The sequence below is a fragment of the Bacillus sp. FSL K6-1338 genome, assembly GCF_038006965.1.
Lineage (GTDB): Bacteria > Bacillota > Bacilli > Bacillales > Bacillaceae_G > Bacillus_A > Bacillus_A thuringiensis_S.
This window is the reverse complement of record NZ_JBBOWI010000001.1, coordinates 739,494-757,500: the sequence shown is the minus strand read 5'-3', so window position 1 is coordinate 757,500 and position 18,007 is coordinate 739,494. Positions and strand designations below refer to the sequence as shown.

Below are 18,007 nucleotides of genomic sequence, written 5' to 3'. Positions count from 1 at the left end.
AATGCTGTTACTAGCATGGGAAAAGAAGTAATACTTGGAGCAATCGCTGCAACTCTAATTATCTTAATCTTTTTACGTAACTTCCGAACAACACTCATCGCTGTTGTCAGTATTCCATTATCTATTTTATTAACACTCTTTTTACTACATCAATCTAACATCACACTTAACATTTTAACCCTTGGTGGTTTAGCTGTTGCGGTTGGACGTCTCGTCGATGATAGTATCGTTGTCATCGAGAATATTTTCCGCCGTTTACAAAAAGATTCTTTCTCTAAAAATATTATTCTTGATGCAACGAAAGAGGTCGCCGTCGCAATTACTTCTTCTACTTTAACAACGGTCGCTGTTTTTTTACCTATCGGCCTCGTATCAGGAGCAATCGGAAAATTAATGTTACCTATGGTATTAGCAGTTGTATATTCTATTCTATCATCCTTAATCGTTGCACTAACAGTTGTTCCACTTATGGCTTTTTTACTACTCAAAAAAACAAAGCATCGAAAGCCAAGTTCTTCATCACGATATGTTGCTACCTTAAAGTGGTCTCTTTCTCATAAATTCATTATTCTACTTACTGCATTTTTATTATTTGCAGGATCAATTGCAGCCTATATATTACTACCGAAAGCAAACATAAAATCTGAGGACGACACAATGTTATCTATTAACATGACATTTCCAGCCGATTATAATGCTGAAGCTCAAAAACAAAAAGCATTCGATTTCGAAAAGAAATTACTTTCTAATTCAGATGTAACAGACGTTATTTTACGAATGGGATCTAGCGCAGAAGATGCACAATGGGGGCAAACAACTAAAAATAACCTTGCTAGTATATTTGTAGTCTTTAAAAAAGGTTCTGATATTGATCAATATATTAAAGAGTTAAAAAAGGAAAATAAAACTTTTGAACCTGCTGAACTTGATTATATAAAAACAAGTTATTCAAGCTCTGGTGGCGGCAACAACTTACAATTTAACGTAACAGCTACTAACGAAGCAGATTTAAAAGAGGCGGCTACTATCGTTGAAACAAAACTAAAAAGCATGGATGATCTTTCTAAAGTAAAAACGAATTTAGAAGACTCTAAGAAAGAATGGCAAATTCATATTGATCAAACAAAGGCTGAACAACTAGGTTTAACACCAGAAATAGCTGCGCAACAAGTAGCATTCCTTATGAAGAAGTCACCTATTGGCGAAATTACAATTAATAATGAAAAAACTACTATTATGATAGAACATAAAAAGGAAAACATTACTAAACAAGAAGATATTTTAAATACAAACATACTATCACCTATTAATGGACCAATTCCTTTAAAAGACATCGCAACTATTTCAGAAAAACAAACGCAAACAGAAATTTTCCATAAAGACGGAAAAGAAACAATTCAAATTACCGCCGAAGCTTCAAATGAAGATTTGAGTAAAGTAAACAAAGCAGTAAATAAAGCGATAACTGACTTAGATTTACCTAGCGGTTCAAAAGTAAATATCGCAGGAGCTACTGAATCTATGCAAGAGAATTTTACAGATTTATTCAAAATTATGGGGATCGCAATCGGGATTGTATATTTAATTATGGTTATCACCTTCGGGCAAGCACGTGCTCCTTTTGCAATCCTATTCTCCTTGCCGTTAGCTGCTGTCGGTGGTATTTTAGGATTAATCATTTCACGAACACCTGTTGATGTAAATTCCTTGATCGGTGCATTAATGTTAATTGGGATTGTCGTTACAAACGCTATTGTATTAATAGAAAGAGTCCAACAAAACCGAGAAAACGGACTGGAAACGAGAGAAGCTTTACTAGAAGCTGGATCCACAAGACTTCGCCCAATTATTATGACGGCTATAACAACAATCGTCGCTATGCTACCACTCTTATTCGGTCAATCGCAAGCAGGAAGTATGGTATCAAAAAGTTTAGCCATAGTTGTCATCGGTGGTTTAGCAGTCTCAACTGTTCTTACATTAGTAGTCGTTCCAGTTATGTATGAACTATTAGATAAAATCGGGAGAAAAAGACGCTCTCGTAGGAAAATAAACACTTCTACAGAAACACCTGATTTTTAAAAAGAAAAGGCGTTATCTTCACAAATGAAGATAACGCCTTTTCTCTATTTAGTCATATAATCCATCATTTTTTCCACATATTGCTCTATAGGTTTACTAGAATCCACAATAAGGTATTCATTATTTGAAGGTCTTTTACTACCATTTAACCACTTTTTAAAACCTACTTCTGACTCCACCTTTTCAATTTGACTTATCATACGCTTACGTGTTTGCAGTCTCCTATTAATCTCCTCCATATCATTAAGATAACACTCAATATATTTATATTTCACACCATGTTTATTTGATAATTCAATCCCTTTTTCAACCATTCCCTCATATAAACACGGACTATCCAATATAACACTATGCCCTTGTTCTAAATAAGAATCAATCAATACCCATTCGGCATCATACACAAGCCCACCAACAATCGTCGATTCAATTCCTTTTACTTTTAATGATTTTAACAACGCGGATTTCAAAACATCATGATCTATAATTACAGCACCTGTTAATTTCGCTATATACTTAGAAACTGTCGATTTTCCTGACCCAGGAAAACCTGACATTTGCAGAAAAAACAAATTAAATCCACTCCCTCATTTTCACCTCTTTATCTATATAACGAATTACAAATTCAACAATCGCTACACCTTTTCCTTCTATATTAAAATGCAAAAAGAACCCTCTACTTATAAATAGAGAGTTCTCCTTTGTAACTTATGCCGCTTTTATCTTCTTCGTCGTTTTACTTTTTCTCTTCGTTCCTGTAAAGCGCTTATGCAATACAGATGCTATCAAGCGTGAAATGACATTGAATAGTAATACCATAATAATTAATACAGCTGCAGATTTTGTCGCAATCAACTTCGCATCTGGAATAAACCCTTCAGAATTTAACTTCCAAATATGAACTGCTAACGTTTCAGCTGGTCTAAACGGATTTAAAGGATGCGCAGGACTCGAGAAGTCCGCTGCTGAATTTAAAATCGGAGATGTTAAACCCGCTGTGTAAATTAATGCTGCCGCTTCCCCAAATATACGACCCGCCGCTAAAATAATCCCTGTAATAATTTGCGGTAATGACGATGGGATAATAATACGAACGATTGTTTGCCACTTTGTTGCACCTAATCCAAGACTTGCCTCTTTTACATTATGAGGCACTTCTGAAATAGCATTTTCACAAACACGTGTTAAACCTGGTAAATTTAAAATAGTTAAAGCAAGAGCACCACCCATTACTGTGTATCCCCAGCCTGTCATTGTAACGAACACTAACAAACCAAATAAACCAACAACAATAGATGGTAAAGACGCCATTGTCTCAATGCATAAACGAACAAAATTTAAAAAGCGCCCTTGTTTTGCATACTCTGCTAAATATATTCCAGCACCTAGTCCAAGAGGAATAGATATAATAAGCGTTATAACAAGCATGTAGAATGAATTGAATAACTGCGGACCAATCCCACCACCAGCTCTTGTATTACTTGGTTCTCCAAACAAGAAATTAGGATCCCAAAAACCCCATCCCTTTTGTAAAATTTCAAACACTAAGAACACTAGCATAGCTACGACCAAAGCCGCAACCGCATAAAAGATACCCGTCCAAACTTTATTTACCGTTCTTGCATTCATTATTATCGCTCACCTCTTTGCCCAATCGCTCGAATTACTAAAATAAACAGGAATGAAATAACAAGTAAAATCATCGCTAAAGTCCATAGCGCATTATTCCAAGCAGTTCCGTTCAATGTATTTGTCATGTCCATTGTCAAAATACCAGTTAACGTTGCTGTCGGACTATATATTCCTTCTGGTAATTTAATCGTATTCCCGATTACCATTTGAACGGCTAGCGCTTCACCAAAAGCTCGCGCTAAACCTAAAACAACACCTGTTAAAATTCCTTTTTTCGCAGCAGGAACAATCACTCGGCTAATTGCTTGCCATTTCGTTGATCCTAGGCCATAAGAAGCTTCTAAATAATCAAATGGAACAGAGCGTATTGCATCAGAAGCGATACTAGCAATAGTAGGTAAAATCATAATACTTAATACAACGATACCCGCAATTAAACTAAAGCCCACTCCCCCGAACGAATCACGTAATAACGGAACTAAAATCGTAACCCCTAATAATCCGTATACTACTGACGGAATACCGACTAATAATTCTAAAACAGGCTTCAATACTTTATTTCCAAACTTCGGCGAAATTAAATTCATGAATATAGCCAGAGCTATAGCAATTGGTGCACTAATAATAACCGCACCTAACGAAACCACTGTTGAACCTACAATAAAAATTAAAGCCCCAAAAGATCCTTGATCAGCATTTGGATTCCATTTTGTCGATGTTAACATCTCAGTAAACGAGATACCACTTTGTGTAAAAGATTGAATTCCTTTGCCACAAATAAACGCAATAATAGCTAATGTAATTAAAACAATAAAAATACCACAAAACGTAACAAGTGATCTTCCTATATATTCACTTTTCACGTAATTAATTTGTTTTTTCCCCTTCATCACAGGACAGACCCCACTTCACAGATTGAAATGAACAGGACTGGCCTTGCAGCCAGCCCCATAAATTTGATTACTTATTTAATTTAGACATTGGAATGTAGCCCATATCTTCTACTTGCTTTTCAAAGTCTTTACCTTTTACATAATCGATGTAAGCTTTTGTTGCTTCTTTCGCTTCACCTTTTGTTACCATATACTCGTAAGACCAGAATGGATATTTACCAGACGCAATGTTTTCAACTTTTGGATCAGCACCATCAATTTTCACTGTTTGCAGTGCACCTTTTTTATCACCCACCATGTAAGACATTGCTAAATAGCTTACTGAACCTGGAGTAGAATTGATAGCTTGCTCTACTGCACCGTTAGAATCTTGTGTTGTTCCAGTTCCATCATTGATTTTTGCGTCTTTCATAATTGTTTTTTCGAATGTAGCACGTGTACCAGATGAAGCTGGACGATTAATTACGTTGATTTTTTCATCTTTTCCGCCTACTTCTTTCCAGTTTGTTACTTTTCCAGTGAAGATATCTTGTACTTGTTGCACTGTTAAGTTATCAACTTTTACATCTTTATTTACAACAAGAGCGAATGCAATACCCGCTACCTTGTTATCTACTAATTCTTTCGCCTTTTCAGCATCTTTTATTTTATCTCCGGACGGAACATCTGAATTACCAATTTGCACTGCACCAGATGCTACTTGGTTAATCCCAGTTCCACTACCGCCACCTTGAACTTGAATAGAAACTTTTGAATTTTTCTCCATGAATTTCTTTCCAGCTTCCTCCGCAAGAGGTAGAAGAGCTGTAGAACCAGCTGCTGCAATCGTACCCGATAATTCTTGTTTTGTATTATCGCTTCCTTTAGCAGTTTCTTTACTAGTTGTATCTTCTGCTTTTCCACACCCAACTAATGCTCCTGCTACCACTAAAGCTGCTAAAGAGAATTTAATACCTTTTTTCATAACCATGTCTTGTACCCCCATTTGGATTATCACTTTTCGAATTCATTTTCTTTCGAACACAAATTCATTGTAGGACAACAATATTATGTGAGTGTTAAGCAATTTTTAATTTTAAGTAAATGACGATAATAACCCTTAAAATCTATGAATCCCAACATTTACAGTTAAAGAATCCAACAAAAACCACACTAACTATGCTGTAATGTAAATTTATTCTTAACAATGTAAATTCAATGTAAATGTTTTTCTCTCTTTTTCCCTTTTAGTTAAAGTTATATTTACAATTCCGCTGTATTTTGTAACTTTTACACGCCTAATTTATGCACATTAAAAAGAATTTCAGTAATATTTTTTAGTACAACTAAATAAATTGGAACAATTCTAAAATTAAATGAATATTTTTAAAGTACTAATTGACAGCATCATCCAATGTAGTCTACTATATTACTAACAAAAAGTTTACCTAAGGAAACTTTTTAAACTAACACTAACAATATAGAGAAGAGGTAACTTTTATGGTATCGGCTAATACTAAACCCCTTTCCGATTTTAAAACAGGGGAATTTGTACAAATTGAGAAGATACAATTAGAAGGAACTATGAAACGACGTTTATTAGATTTGGGATTTATCCCTGGGGCAACGATTAAAGTATTGCAACGCAGTCCACTTGGAGATCCGGTCGCCTATCAAGTGAGCAACACAACTATTGCACTGCGAAAAGAAGAAAGTTCCCTTATTTTCGGGGTATTAATAGGAGATGATTTCAGATGAGCAAACATCGTATTGCTTTAGCTGGCAACCCGAATACCGGGAAAAGTACATTATTTAATACTTTGACAGGTTTAAAACAACATACTGGAAATTGGACAGGAAAAACTGTTTTAAAAGCTGAAGGAGAATATGAACATAACGGAAGTACTTATACATTAATAGATTTACCTGGAACTTACTCATTATACTCAAATTCCGCGGACGAAGAAGTGGCGAGGGATTATATTATATTTGAAAAACCAGAAGTAACTGTAGTTGTCCTAGACGCAACTGCTATGGAAAGAAATTTAAATTTAGCACTCCAAGTGATGGAAATGACAAACAACGTAGTCATTTGCATTAACTTAATTGATGAAGCCGAGAAAAAAGGTATTGTTATTGATGAAAAAAAATTAGCAAAATCACTTGGTGTACCTGTAGTTAAAATTTCAGCACGTAACCGAGTAGGCATTGGTCATTTACTAAATGTTATTGCAAAAGTATCAAATAAAAAACTAATTCCAACACCAATTAAAATTACTTACAGCGAAAAAGTCGAAAATATGATTCAAGAATTAGAACCACAAATTTATAAGGTGTTCGGTGATACGTATCCAGCACGTTGGATTGCGTTACGTATATTGGATGGAGATAAAAATTTCTTAACTACACTTCAAAAACACCATAATGAACCACTTGTAAGGGAGGTCATAATTAATGGAATCTCACTCAGCCAGTAAAGCTCTTCCATTAGACTATATTATTCAACATGCACAAACACTTTCAAATGAAGATATACGAGATGATATAGTCGGAGATATTTACCGAACATCTGCAAGCATATGTAAAGAATCCGTCCAATATACAAATACTGATAAATTATATCGTTCCGAAAAACTAGATAAAATTTTCACATCTCCAATCTGGGGATTCCCAATTATGCTCGGTATTTTATCTATTATTTTTTATCTTACAATCGCAGGCGCTAACGTACCATCTGATATGATTGCCGAATTCTTCGGATGGGCCGAAGGATATTTAACATCTTGGTTCCAAGCAGCGCATGCACCTGAATGGTTACATGGCATTTTAATACTTGGTTTATTCCGTGGTATCGGAGCTGTTATTAGCGTTATGTTACCACCTATGGCAATCTTTTTCCCTATGTTCGCGCTACTAGAAAACTACGGATACTTACCACGTGTCGCGTTTAATATGGACCGCTTATTCAAACGATCCGGCGCACACGGGAAACAATCTTTAACAATGGCAATGGGATTTGGTTGTAATGCAGCAGCCATTATGTCAACACGTATCATTGAATCACCACGTGAACGTATGCTAGCAATTTTAACGAACAACTTCGTTCCTTGTAACGGTCGCTGGCCTATGTTAATTTTAATGGCTTCACTATTTATGGCTGCTGGTTATACAGGCAGTATGCAAACATTGGTTACTGCTGGCGTTGTAGTTGGAATGGTTGTAATTGGTGTTATTATGACATTAACTGTTTCTTGGGTACTATCAAAAACAGCCTTAAAAGGGGTTCCAACTCACTACACACTTGAGTTACCTCCGTACCGCAAGCCAAAAGTTTGGAATACAATTGTTCGCGCAACACTCGATAAATCAATCTATGTTTTAAAACGAGCTATAGTTGTTGCTGCCCCTGCGGCTGCATTAACTTGGTTACTTGCTAACATTTTTATCGGTGACACAAGCTTACTTATGTATTTTGTAAACTTCCTAGATCCATTTGCTAAAATGTTAGGACTTGACGGGTTTATTCTAGCTGCATTCATTCTTGGACTACCCGCTAATGAAATTGTAATCCCAATTTTATTAATGTCTTACTTATCAACTGGGGCTTTAACTGAAATAGATGATTTTAATCAAATTAAAAATCTATTCCTAGAAAATGGTTGGACTTGGTTAACAGCGTTAAACACAATGTTGTTCTCACTTCTTCATTTCCCGTGTGGAACAACATTGGTTAACATATATAAAGAAACAAAAAGTGCAAAATGGACATTCTTATCGTTTGCAATCCCTACCGTTATCGCCATTGTTGTTACATTCCTCTCTACACAATTGGTACATTGGTTAGGGCTTGTATAAAGCAAAGCATACATAGAAGGTATCCCCCTTCACGTTTGCTTTGCACGAAAGAAACCTGAAAATCATTCAGGTTTCTTTTTTTGTACATCAGTATTCCACGGCTGTGCTCCATACGTTGTGAGTTTTTTATGAATAAAATATATAGCTCCTGGAAGAACTGCCATTAATATCGTGCAACTAATCCCTAAACCCGTAAACAACTTACATCACCTTATTTCACTCTTTTAGGTAAAGCCGAGCCTGAATGCTCAATCGTCGGGTGAACATGAACAGTAATTTCAGCTTTACTAAAGTAATTTTCGCCTTGATCCCAATTCTTACTTACCTTTTTCCACTCTTTATAATTATGTCGCTTATACACTTCCCCTAACTCTAATACATCTACCTTATATTTTTTTTGAACAAGTTTAATTGATTTTTGAATACGCTTCTCCATTTCTTCCGATATATCCTTCTCTAAACGCTTTTCATTCAAAACCTTTTTATGATCACTAAAATGCAACTCAGCTATTGTACCTTCCAGAGATAAATGAATATTAAACTTTGGTTTTGTAGCATTCGTTGTAGATACTTTAATTTTTCGACGCAACTTATGAATTTCATATGTAATAAGTTGATCCTTTTTACGAATGGTAAAAAAACCTCCAATTTTTTTACCTATTATATAATTCATCCCTAATGTTTCTTCCCCACTCAAGTTGCCTACACACTTATTATCCTTTCCACGAAACAATGCTGCACCGTCCATTTGCACCCCTTGTTTTGTTAGTTCAAGAATAGGTAATACAAAACTCCGGTTAGAGATCATCTTTTCCTGTACCTCACCAATTCTTGCAGCCTCAATCATTTGGGCATTTTTCGGAGGGTGTTCAGCTAACATATCAATATACTGCGCCGGTAAATTTTCAGGTTTTGCACTCTGTTTTAAAATAGATTCTGCATTTTTCTTTGAAACAAACAAACGAATATTTCTTCTCATTTCATGATCGCGAATATATACATCTAACGTATTTTGTAAAATGTATGGATGTGAAAGTAATTCTTCAGAGAAAATAATCACTTGTATATGAGGGAAAAATAATGTACGACTAATTTTTTTAGCGATTATTCTTATTTGTTCAAACACACTATCTGCTTTCGCACTAACATTAATATAATTTTCGCCATCTCCATCACCTTGTCCACCTTGCTGCGCTAACTTACTAGGAAGTACCATTTGATACGTCCCTTTCATAATTGGATTCGCTTTCTTCTCCTTCACGATATCATAAGCCGCTCCTACTACAAATCCTCTTTCTTCTATCTCTTCTAACTCAGAACACCCACTCATAAATCCAGTTAAAGTCATAACCATTATAATTTTAAGAAGGTGTTTCATTTCCACCATTCCTTCTTTTTATTTTATATACAATTAAAACGAGCAAAGGCGCTAACACAACAAACCCCATATCTATCCAAGCTAAATAAGTCCCATAACTTGATAAAGCATTCAAACTACTAGGTATCATATTCGCCATAAAAATAATAGGGGCACTTACGAAAATAAAAATATGTTTCTTCACTTTCGGAAACATAGCACAAAACAATAAAGATGCGACGTCATAATACATTGCTGTAGTGTTATAAATAGTAATAATCCAAGTCGTAAAAAAAATCGCATCGAACCTTTCTAAAAACCCTCCGCCAATTTCAATTTCTTTCCCTAATTCAATTGTTGGATATGTCAATCCACGTGTGGTCATATACGTAAAAACACTAATACAAGTTACATAAATTAAAATGTATGACAACACGTTTACCATCACCGCTTTCGCGACTGCCATTGGCGCTTTTTTCGCTGACTTATCATTCAGCAACACCGCATAAAATAAAGCTACTTCAAATCCAATAAACGTAAAAATAGAATTTTTAACTCCAACAGCATATTGACTTACTTTCGTTTGAAAAGCTGGTAGTAAATTATTTATTTCCATTAAATTTATATTCAATAAAGAAAGAAGTACTATCGCAATTAAAACAATAGGTAAGAATAAAACATTTAACCTTAATAAGGCTGCTCTTGATCCTGCTATTCCATAAATAACAACTAGCAAGAAGAAGAAAGACAGTAGTTGTATCGGTGTATCACTAAATAAATACGTTTGAGAAATAATTGAAATCATTCGCGATTCATATGCTGTCAAAGCAGCAAACGTTAATACTAAAATACTACTAATTGTGTATGCAACAGGCTTCGTCAAATGCGCACTCGTATATTGAACAAAATTTTGTTTCGGAAATAAGATCGCCACCCTCGTCACAAACCAACCTAAAACTGTACAGATCAATCCACCCAAAAGCAAAATAATCCAACCGTCCGAAAATAAAGTTTGGTTAGCGATATCTCTTGGCATAGACAATGCTCCTATACCAATAATGGTCGATGATACCGCAAACCCAATTTCCCGAGATCCAATCTCTTCATCGCCATACTCAAATGGTTTCAATTATTTTCGCTCCTTTGGACGTATTGTAGAATCTTTTGTTTGTAAGTACTCTGGTCTATCTTTCAACATCGATTTTGGCATGCGAATAAATTCTTCTTTCCAATCTTTATAAAATGCAGGAGCAATTGGAGTTGTATACGGTATACCAACGCTTGTTAAATTTGTAATATGAATAGCAAGTGCGATCAGAGCTAGAATAATCCCATACAAACCAAAAGCCGTTGCAGCTAATACAAAGACGAAAAGTAAAATTCGGAACGTAATTGTAATGCTATATACAGGAAGCGAAAATGTAGCAATCGCAGTAACTGCAATAATAATAACTAAAAATGGATTTACAATCCCTGCATTTACCGCAGCTTCTCCAATTACAAGACCTCCTACAATCCCTATCGTTTGTCCCATCGGTTTCGGCAATCGGATTCCAGCTTCTCGTATTAATTCCATAGTCAAGGCCATCATTAACGTTTCAATATACGCTGGAAACGGAACACCTTCCCTAGCACCTGCAATTGAATAAGCCAGTTTAGAAGGAATAAGTCCTTGATGGTAAGATACAAGTGCTACATACATAGCTGGTAACAAAACCGCAATTATACCTGAACCCATACGTAAAAATCGTAATAACGTTCCAATCACCCAGCGCTCGTAATGATCTTCTACAGATTGAAAAATATCAACAAATACGAGTGGCGCAATAAGAGCAAATGGGGATCCGTCTACCAAAATGGCTGCCTTTCCTTTCGCTAATGAGGCTATAATATTATCAGGCCTCTCTGTATTCAAAAACTGTGGAAATGGGGATAAATTATTATCCTGAATTAATTGTTCAATCGTACCTGTTTCCAAAACGACATCTGTCACTATTGATTGAAGACGGCGATCCAACTCTTTTACAATGTGAGGATTAATAATATCTTCTATATATACTAGGGTTACTTCTTTCTGCGATCGCTTCCCCATAATATAAGATTGGAACCTCAACTTTGGATCACGTAAACTACGTCGGATTAACATTTTATTCACATTAATATCTTCATTTAATCCGATCCTCGGTCCACGTATTAAATCTTCAGTTACTGGTGGTTCTAAACTTCTTTTTTCCCAAGCTCTACTATTAATCACGATAGCCGTTTGAATATTATCAATTAATATAACCGTATCTCCCGCTAAAATCGCATTCATAATGTCTGGAAACTTCGTCTTTACACCCACTTCTGCGATAGAAATAAAACGATCCAATAACGTTTGAACAACGGCTTCCTCACTTGGAATTTCTTCGTATTGCAGCGTACGAACGACATATTTATAAACATTATCCTTGTCTGTTAATCCACATAAAAACACAACCGCACAACGTGTAAAACTCCCAGCAAGAGCAACTTCTCTAATTGTTAAATCATTAGGTGAACCTAACTCATCCCTAATTTCTTTCATAACTTCAAATAAGTTACCTTCAAGCTCTAACAATTTCCCCACCTAACTTCCTTTTCAACAAGTTTTTAGTTAGATTCCGCTAATAGAAGAAAATATATACAAAAAAGAGCTATCTCTTTTCAAAGATAGCTCTAATAAACGAATTACTTTTCTACTATTATGCTGTTTTTCTTTATAGATACACTTTTTGTAAATCCACTAACTACAAACATCACAATCATATTAATTAACAATGCGACTATACCTACATTTAAATCTTTTATAGACTGCGGAAAACTCGGAAACATCGTAGCTATATTAGAGCCCGATAAAGTGGTATATGCAACAACTAATAACCCCATTCCCATTCCTGCAATCGCTCCTTGCTTTGTAATAACCTGACGTGGAAACAAGCTACATACAAGTGCAGGGAAAAGTTGTGTAACAATACTGTACCCCATTAATAGAAGGGCTCCTATTGTTTCTCCTCCTTTAAATGTAAATAAAACTGCTACGAGCGTTACTACAGGTACAAATAACTTTGCAGCTTTAGCAACTTGTCTATCTGAAGCAGATGGAACCATCGTTCGATAAATATTTTTCGCTAACAGTGTAGAAGCCGCCATAACAAGCATAGAGCCTGGAACTAACGCCGTTAATACTCCCGCACTACCAATAATTCCAATAAACCAAGGATCAAAAGTTTGTAAAGCAAGACGGAATAACGAAAGATCCACATCCGCTCCCTTTAACCCAGGAACTTGCAATATAGCAGCAAACCCTGCAAAAAATACGAAAAGTAACACTAAAGAATACAATGGCATAATTGCTGCATTTTTACGAAATACTTTTTCATTTTTTGCAGAAAAAGCAGAAGCAAATGTATGAGGCCACATATAAAAACCTAGGGCCGTTAATATAATAGTAGAAACAAACCAAGAAATACTCATTCCTTCTTCAGGTAAAGATAAAAATCCCGGCTTTGCTGCTTCTACAGCCTCAAACATAGGCTGAAATCCTCCATAATAATGATACGGTAAATATATACCTAAAAACATAACGATAAACAGTATCATAATATCCTTCAAAGCAGCCGTCCAAGCCGAACCGTGTATACCTGAAACCATTACATATATAGTTATAACAATAGCACCAATCCATACTGCAACAACAGGTGACACCCTTCCGTAAGAAGCTTCTGAAACGATAATCCCCAGTCCCTTTAACTGTAAAACAAGATATGGGATGATGGAAACAACACCAACAACTGAAACAATAAGTCCAAGCGCTTTACTTCTATATTTCTTCGCAAAAAAATCCGACTGCGAAACAAGGTTATGCTCTTTCGCATACTTCCAAATTGGTGGTAATAAAAAATACGATAAAAGATAAGCTAAAGCACCATATCCCAAAATATAAAAGGTAGGTGCTCCTTTACTATACGCCCAGCCGCTTCCCCCTAAAAATGTAAACGTCGTATAAATCTCACCTGCCATCAGGAGAAAAACAAAAATAGTGCCAAATCCTCTTCCCCCAACTGACCATTGCTCTAAATTCATATCTTTTCCATGTTGTGCCCGAATCCCTAAAAATAGTGCGAGAAACAAAAATAAAATAATGATAAGTAATGCAGTCATTTTACATCCTCCTTATTAGCGGGATCAAACACGTACACAAGCCCCATACAAAGAGATGTAATAAACACTGATAATAATACCCAAAATAATAAAAATGGCATCCCTAATACGTAAGGAGTAACTGAATTCGCAAATATTGGCCCAACTACTAAACAAAGAACTGGAATAAACGCTAGGATGTATATTTTCTTCATCTCATTCTCCTTTACTTATAAAATTCATAATGGCTGATACAAAGACTTCCACTCCAATCGGTAATGCATCTTCATCAATTGTAAAACGAGGATGATGATGAGGATATATAATACCTTTCTCTTTATTTCCCGCTCCGATAAAAAAGAATGTCCCTGGTACCTTTTGTAAAAACGCCGAAAAATCTTCTCCAGCCATCGTCGGCTGCAAACGAACAACTCTATCTCTTCCATAAAGTTGTAATGCCGTTTGTTCAATAAGCTCTGTAACTTCATAATTATTTACAACTGGTCGATATCCATATTCATAAGAAAACGTATATTTCGCTCCGTAAGATTCCGTAATATGCTTCACAATCCGCTCAATCTTCTTCTCTGTTTCACCTCGTAACTCATGTCTTAAACTTCGCACTGTCCCTTCAATCTCCGCTTGCTCTGGTATTACATTATGAGTTGTCCCCGCATGAAATTGAGTAACGGATATTACGAGAGAATCTAATGGATTCGTGAGGCGAGATACAATTTGCTGAAGTTGCGAAACGACTTGTGTACCGATTGCGATACTATCCACCGTTTCATGAGGGATTCCAGCATGTCCACCTTTTCCCTCTATCCTAATTTTAAAAACATCCGGTGCAGCCATTGCAGGACCATAAATAACGCCTATTTTCCCAACCTCTAACGACGCCCAAAGGTGAGCACCAATGATATAATCCACACCTTCCATTACACCTGCCGCAATCATCTCCTCTGCACCACCAGGAAAATTTTCTTCAGCATGTTGGAATAGAAAACGAATCTCCCCTTTAATCTTCTCTCTTGCTTCTACTAACTTATATACAACCCCAAGTAATATCGCTATATGTCCATCATGACCACACGCATGCATCACACCTTTATATGTAGAAATAAAATCAAACTCATTTTCTTCATGAATAGGAAGAGCATCCATATCGGCTCGAACCGCAACTGTTTTGCCCGGCTGTTTACCTACTAACTTTGCCATCACACTATATTTAGTCGGCCGTGACACTTCTAAATATGGGCATTTCCGAAGTATATCGAACACAAACTGCGATGTTTTTTCTTCTTGAAAAGATAACTCTGGATACTTATGAAAATGCCTTCTCCACTCAACTAACTGATTTTTTGACAAAACAAGTTCCTTTGCAACATCCATACCCCTTCACTCCTTCTTCACCAAGTTAAATGTTATTATAACGCGAATTGTTAACTTTTAAAAGAATATTCTGAATTTTAAATTATGATAAACCAAAAAGAAAAAGCCATCCAAAAGATGACTTTTTCTTTATTATAAAATAGTAATCGCTTGTTTTCCCATTTGCTCCCAAGCTTTCTCAAATTCTGCTCGTGGAACAGCCAAACGTGGATTATTTTTCAGAGGATCATTTACATATACAAAGTTTTGATCATATCCAATTACTACTGCACTATGCTCATAATATGTAATTTTCACTTCGCCTGAACTCGTATTCCATGTTTCAAAACTACTTTCAGCTAGCGGCTTAAACGTCGTATTAATAATGACCCATACCGGGGAGCCAGAACTAATTACTTTATATATATCTTGCATGTCTCTACCTGTTAAATTAATTACTTTTTCAGGAACATATTTTTCTGCTAAATCAAAGATTGGTTTATTGTATACACCATATCCAGGCTTTGCCTTTGTATAAATATTTCCTACAAACCCCTCGTAAGGATTTCCACGCAAACCATTTTGTTCAAATGGAACACGATAAATTTCGCTAGCAAGTTGCATCTTATCTACTTGTACACCTTTATATTGCAGCAACATAGCTAAACTTGTCACTTCACATCCTCGAGGTAATTCTGGTAATTGTTTAATAAACGGAACATCTTCAATCATAGCTGCTTCTTTCATTTCAGATAGAAACTCTAAGCGTAAAACTTGCGCCTTTTGCATGATTTTATCTTTCCCTATAAAAAATGCAGCAGCAAGTATAATACCAAAAACAAAAAGATATTTTAACTTTTTCATTATAAACAAAACTCCATTAATTATTATTTTACAGACACAACTCTTATCATTGTACCCTTCTTCTTACTAGTTTGCTAGAAAGATCATGTGAATTATCGCTCATAGAATTAATTATAAAAATTCTAATTATTTTTAATAAAAAGAAAAATAAATATACATTTCCAGAATATTTTGCTAAAATCAAAATTGTTAACATGGTGAAGATATCACCATGTTAACAAACATTCTTAGAGTATTTAGTCATAGTTCATTTTTTACATACTCCATTCATTTCATAGCAAATAAACCGAGTGTGTGTTGCATCCCCCACTAATGATTAAAAACTCAGAATAAAATGAAGTTCACACATTCAAGAAAATACGGGGTGAGGGGCATATGAATCAACAAATTGAACAAACAAATTTAAAACGAACAATGAAAAGTAGACACCTATTTATGATTGCACTCGGTGGTGTTATCGGAACCGGGCTATTTATGGGATCTGGTCAAATCGTCCATAATGCCGGACCTGGTGGCGCTATTCTTGCATTTTTAGTCGGTGGATTTGTTATGTATTTAACGATGTTATGTCTTGGTGAATTATCTGTTGCTATGCCAGAAGCAGGTTCATTCCAAAGCTATGCAAGCAAATTCATTTCACCTGGTTTTGGATTTGTTGTCGGTTGGATGTATTGGTTAAATTGGGCTGTTACAGTTGGCGTAGAGTTAACAACTGTAAGTATTTTAATGAAACGCTGGTTTCCAGACGTTTCTTCATGGATTTGGTGCGTTACATTTGCAGCAGCGCTCTTCCTCGTAAACGCTTTATCAGCAAAAGCATATGCAGAAGCAGAGTTTTGGTTCGCAAGTGTAAAAGTTGCAACAATCGTTATTTTCATCGTACTTGGTGGCGCTGTTATGTTCGGTTTACTAGACTTTAATGGAAAGCCAGCTCCGATGCTTCATAATTTCACTGAAAATGGCGGGCTATTTCCAAACGGTGCATTAGCTGTTCTTCTTACGATGATTACAGTAAATTACTCCTTCCAAGGAACAGAATTAATCGGAATCGCTTCAGGAGAAAGTGAAAATCCTGAAAAAACAATTCCAAAAGCGATCAAAAATACAATTTGGCGAACTCTCTTCTTCTTCGTCTTAGCGATATCAGTTGTTGTAGGTTTACTCCCATGGCAAGAGGCTAATCTAGTCGAAAGTCCGTTTGTACTTGTTTTTGATGTAGCCGGGGTCCCATATGCAGCAGACATTATGAACTTTGTTATTATTACAGCTGTATTATCCGTTGCTAACTCTGGTCTATACGCAAATTCTCGTATGCTGTGGGCGATGGCAAAACAAGGAATGGCAAGCCCAGCATTTACGAAATTAACTAAAAAAGGTGTACCGCTAAATGCATTAATTTTCAGTCTGATTTTTGCTAGCCTTTCCTTATTAACAAGTGTATTTGCGGCAGATACTGTCTTTCTAGTTTTAACATCTATTGCAGCAATGGCTGCCGTTGTCGTTTGGATGTCAATTGCCGCTTCACAGTTTTTCTTCCGTAGAAATTTCGTGAAAAATGGTGGCGACATAAATGATTTAAAATATCGTACACCGCTCTATCCGCTAGTTCCAATCGTGGCGTTCTTACTCAATTTCATTACATTTGTTAGTTTGGCTTTCATTCCAGATCAAAGAATTGCTCTTTATTGTGGCATTCCATTTATGATTATTTGTTACATTTTATACCAAGTTAAATATAAAAAAATTGTCACACTTGAACAGCCACGAACTATCACACAAAAAATAAACTAAATATACAAAATATTCAGCTATCTTT

General features: G+C 35.7%; 17 protein-coding genes (1 of these 17 running past the window's edge). 5 read left to right on the top strand and 12 right to left on the bottom strand.

Annotation, left to right across the window (positions count from 1 at the left end; genetic code table 11):
- A protein-coding gene (locus tag NZ044_RS03890) for an efflux RND transporter permease subunit (RefSeq protein ID WP_086402749.1) crosses the window boundary here: on the top strand, positions 1-2,082 show its 3' portion. Its footprint begins 963 nt before the window's first position; 2,082 of the gene's 3,045 nt are visible here — the last part of the coding sequence; its start codon lies off the left edge, out of view; it ends in the stop codon at positions 2,080-2,082.
- Between the two features lie 44 nt (positions 2,083-2,126).
- On the opposite strand, the gene NZ044_RS03885 is transcribed toward NZ044_RS03890, so the two are convergent.
- From NZ044_RS03885 to NZ044_RS03870, 4 genes are all read right to left on the bottom strand, one after another.
- Positions 2,127-2,651 carry an AAA family ATPase gene (locus tag NZ044_RS03885; protein ID WP_000465759.1) on the bottom strand — a complete coding sequence of 175 codons (525 nt, stop codon included), beginning with the start codon at positions 2,649-2,651 and terminating at the stop codon, positions 2,127-2,129.
- A gap of 136 nt (positions 2,652-2,787) precedes the next feature.
- Positions 2,788-3,708 (bottom strand): phosphate ABC transporter permease PstA, encoded by a 921-nt coding sequence (gene pstA / locus NZ044_RS03880; RefSeq protein ID WP_000994151.1) that lies wholly within the window; start codon positions 3,706-3,708, stop codon positions 2,788-2,790.
- Between the two features lie 2 nt (positions 3,709-3,710).
- Positions 3,711-4,601 (bottom strand): phosphate ABC transporter permease subunit PstC, encoded by an 891-nt coding sequence (gene pstC / locus NZ044_RS03875; RefSeq protein ID WP_000676676.1) that lies wholly within the window; start codon positions 4,599-4,601, stop codon positions 3,711-3,713.
- Between the two features lie 70 nt (positions 4,602-4,671).
- Positions 4,672-5,574, bottom strand: a complete 903-nt coding sequence (locus tag NZ044_RS03870; RefSeq protein ID WP_000245111.1) for a phosphate ABC transporter substrate-binding protein PstS family protein — start codon at positions 5,572-5,574, stop codon at positions 4,672-4,674.
- A 509-nt stretch (positions 5,575-6,083) separates the two neighbouring features.
- Between NZ044_RS03870 and NZ044_RS03865 the strand changes: the two genes are divergently transcribed.
- The 3 genes from NZ044_RS03865 to NZ044_RS03855 are packed head-to-tail and all read left to right on the top strand — an operon-like array spanning position 6,084 to position 8,438.
- Positions 6,084-6,341 carry a FeoA family protein gene (locus NZ044_RS03865; protein WP_000252988.1) on the top strand — a complete coding sequence of 86 codons (258 nt, stop codon included), beginning with the start codon at positions 6,084-6,086 and terminating at the stop codon, positions 6,339-6,341.
- On the top strand, positions 6,338-7,060 hold the full coding sequence (locus tag NZ044_RS03860; RefSeq protein ID WP_000033874.1) for a FeoB small GTPase domain-containing protein: 723 nt from the start codon (positions 6,338-6,340) through the stop codon (positions 7,058-7,060). Before NZ044_RS03865 ends, NZ044_RS03860 begins: the two co-directional genes overlap by 4 nt.
- Positions 7,038-8,438 carry a nucleoside recognition domain-containing protein gene (locus tag NZ044_RS03855; protein ID WP_000443621.1) on the top strand — a complete coding sequence of 467 codons (1,401 nt, stop codon included), beginning with the start codon at positions 7,038-7,040 and terminating at the stop codon, positions 8,436-8,438. The genes NZ044_RS03860 and NZ044_RS03855 overlap by 23 nt, the downstream gene beginning before the upstream one ends.
- A gap of 62 nt (positions 8,439-8,500) precedes the next feature.
- Here the strand turns inward: NZ044_RS03855 and NZ044_RS03850 are convergent, their stop codons facing one another.
- The 8 genes from NZ044_RS03850 to NZ044_RS03815 form a co-directional block, all read right to left on the bottom strand.
- A complete protein-coding gene (locus tag NZ044_RS03850) occupies positions 8,501-8,638 on the bottom strand; it encodes a hypothetical protein (RefSeq protein WP_000493991.1) in 138 nt (45 codons plus the stop codon).
- An 11-nt stretch (positions 8,639-8,649) separates the two neighbouring features.
- Entirely contained in the window at positions 8,650-9,816 is a 1,167-nt protein-coding gene (gene gerLC / locus NZ044_RS03845) for a spore germination protein GerLC (RefSeq protein ID WP_000681639.1), read from the bottom strand.
- Positions 9,800-10,924 carry a spore germination protein GerLB gene (gerLB, locus tag NZ044_RS03840; protein ID WP_000802019.1) on the bottom strand — a complete coding sequence of 375 codons (1,125 nt, stop codon included), beginning with the start codon at positions 10,922-10,924 and terminating at the stop codon, positions 9,800-9,802. Before gerLB ends, gerLC begins: the two co-directional genes overlap by 17 nt.
- Positions 10,925-12,403 (bottom strand): spore germination protein GerLA, encoded by a 1,479-nt coding sequence (gerLA, locus tag NZ044_RS03835; protein ID WP_003309092.1) that lies wholly within the window; start codon positions 12,401-12,403, stop codon positions 10,925-10,927.
- A 101-nt stretch (positions 12,404-12,504) separates the two neighbouring features.
- On the bottom strand, positions 12,505-13,977 hold the full coding sequence (locus NZ044_RS03830) for a sodium:solute symporter family protein (protein WP_118961709.1): 1,473 nt from the start codon (positions 13,975-13,977) through the stop codon (positions 12,505-12,507).
- Positions 13,974-14,171, bottom strand: coding sequence for a DUF3311 domain-containing protein (locus NZ044_RS03825; RefSeq protein ID WP_098505634.1), 198 nt, complete (start codon positions 14,169-14,171; stop codon positions 13,974-13,976). Before NZ044_RS03825 ends, NZ044_RS03830 begins: the two co-directional genes overlap by 4 nt.
- 1 nt (position 14,172) lies before the next feature.
- Positions 14,173-15,348: an amidohydrolase gene (locus NZ044_RS03820; RefSeq protein WP_000382123.1), complete on the bottom strand. Its 1,176-nt coding sequence runs from the start codon at positions 15,346-15,348 to the stop codon at positions 14,173-14,175.
- A gap of 132 nt (positions 15,349-15,480) precedes the next feature.
- Positions 15,481-16,191: a C39 family peptidase gene (locus NZ044_RS03815; protein ID WP_000734492.1), complete on the bottom strand. Its 711-nt coding sequence runs from the start codon at positions 16,189-16,191 to the stop codon at positions 15,481-15,483.
- A gap of 375 nt (positions 16,192-16,566) precedes the next feature.
- On the opposite strand from NZ044_RS03815, the gene NZ044_RS03810 reads away from it, so the two are divergent.
- A complete protein-coding gene (locus tag NZ044_RS03810; RefSeq protein WP_001075767.1) occupies positions 16,567-17,982 on the top strand; it encodes an amino acid permease in 1,416 nt (471 codons plus the stop codon).
- Positions 17,983-18,007 lie beyond the last annotated feature (25 nt).

Bases quoted from the DNA above. Each gene is read 5' to 3' on its own strand.
- NZ044_RS03820 (WP_000382123.1), bottom strand. From the start codon at position 15,348: ATGGATGTTGCAAAGGAACTTGTTTTGTCAAAAAATCAGTTAGTTGAG.
- NZ044_RS03855 (WP_000443621.1), top strand. From the start codon at position 7,038: ATGGAATCTCACTCAGCCAGTAAAGCTCTTCCATTAGACTATATTATT.
- NZ044_RS03865 (WP_000252988.1), top strand. From the start codon at position 6,084: ATGGTATCGGCTAATACTAAACCCCTTTCCGATTTTAAAACAGGGGAA.
- NZ044_RS03825 (WP_098505634.1), bottom strand. From the start codon at position 14,171: ATGAAGAAAATATACATCCTAGCGTTTATTCCAGTTCTTTGTTTAGTA.
- gerLC (WP_000681639.1), bottom strand. From the start codon at position 9,816: ATGAAACACCTTCTTAAAATTATAATGGTTATGACTTTAACTGGATTT.
- NZ044_RS03870 (WP_000245111.1), bottom strand. From the start codon at position 5,574: ATGGTTATGAAAAAAGGTATTAAATTCTCTTTAGCAGCTTTAGTGGTA.
- pstA (WP_000994151.1), bottom strand. From the start codon at position 3,708: ATGAATGCAAGAACGGTAAATAAAGTTTGGACGGGTATCTTTTATGCG.
- pstC (WP_000676676.1), bottom strand. From the start codon at position 4,601: ATGAAGGGGAAAAAACAAATTAATTACGTGAAAAGTGAATATATAGGA.
- NZ044_RS03815 (WP_000734492.1), bottom strand. From the start codon at position 16,191: ATGAAAAAGTTAAAATATCTTTTTGTTTTTGGTATTATACTTGCTGCT.
- NZ044_RS03810 (WP_001075767.1), top strand. From the start codon at position 16,567: ATGAATCAACAAATTGAACAAACAAATTTAAAACGAACAATGAAAAGT.
- NZ044_RS03860 (WP_000033874.1), top strand. From the start codon at position 6,338: ATGAGCAAACATCGTATTGCTTTAGCTGGCAACCCGAATACCGGGAAA.
- NZ044_RS03830 (WP_118961709.1), bottom strand. From the start codon at position 13,977: ATGACTGCATTACTTATCATTATTTTATTTTTGTTTCTCGCACTATTT.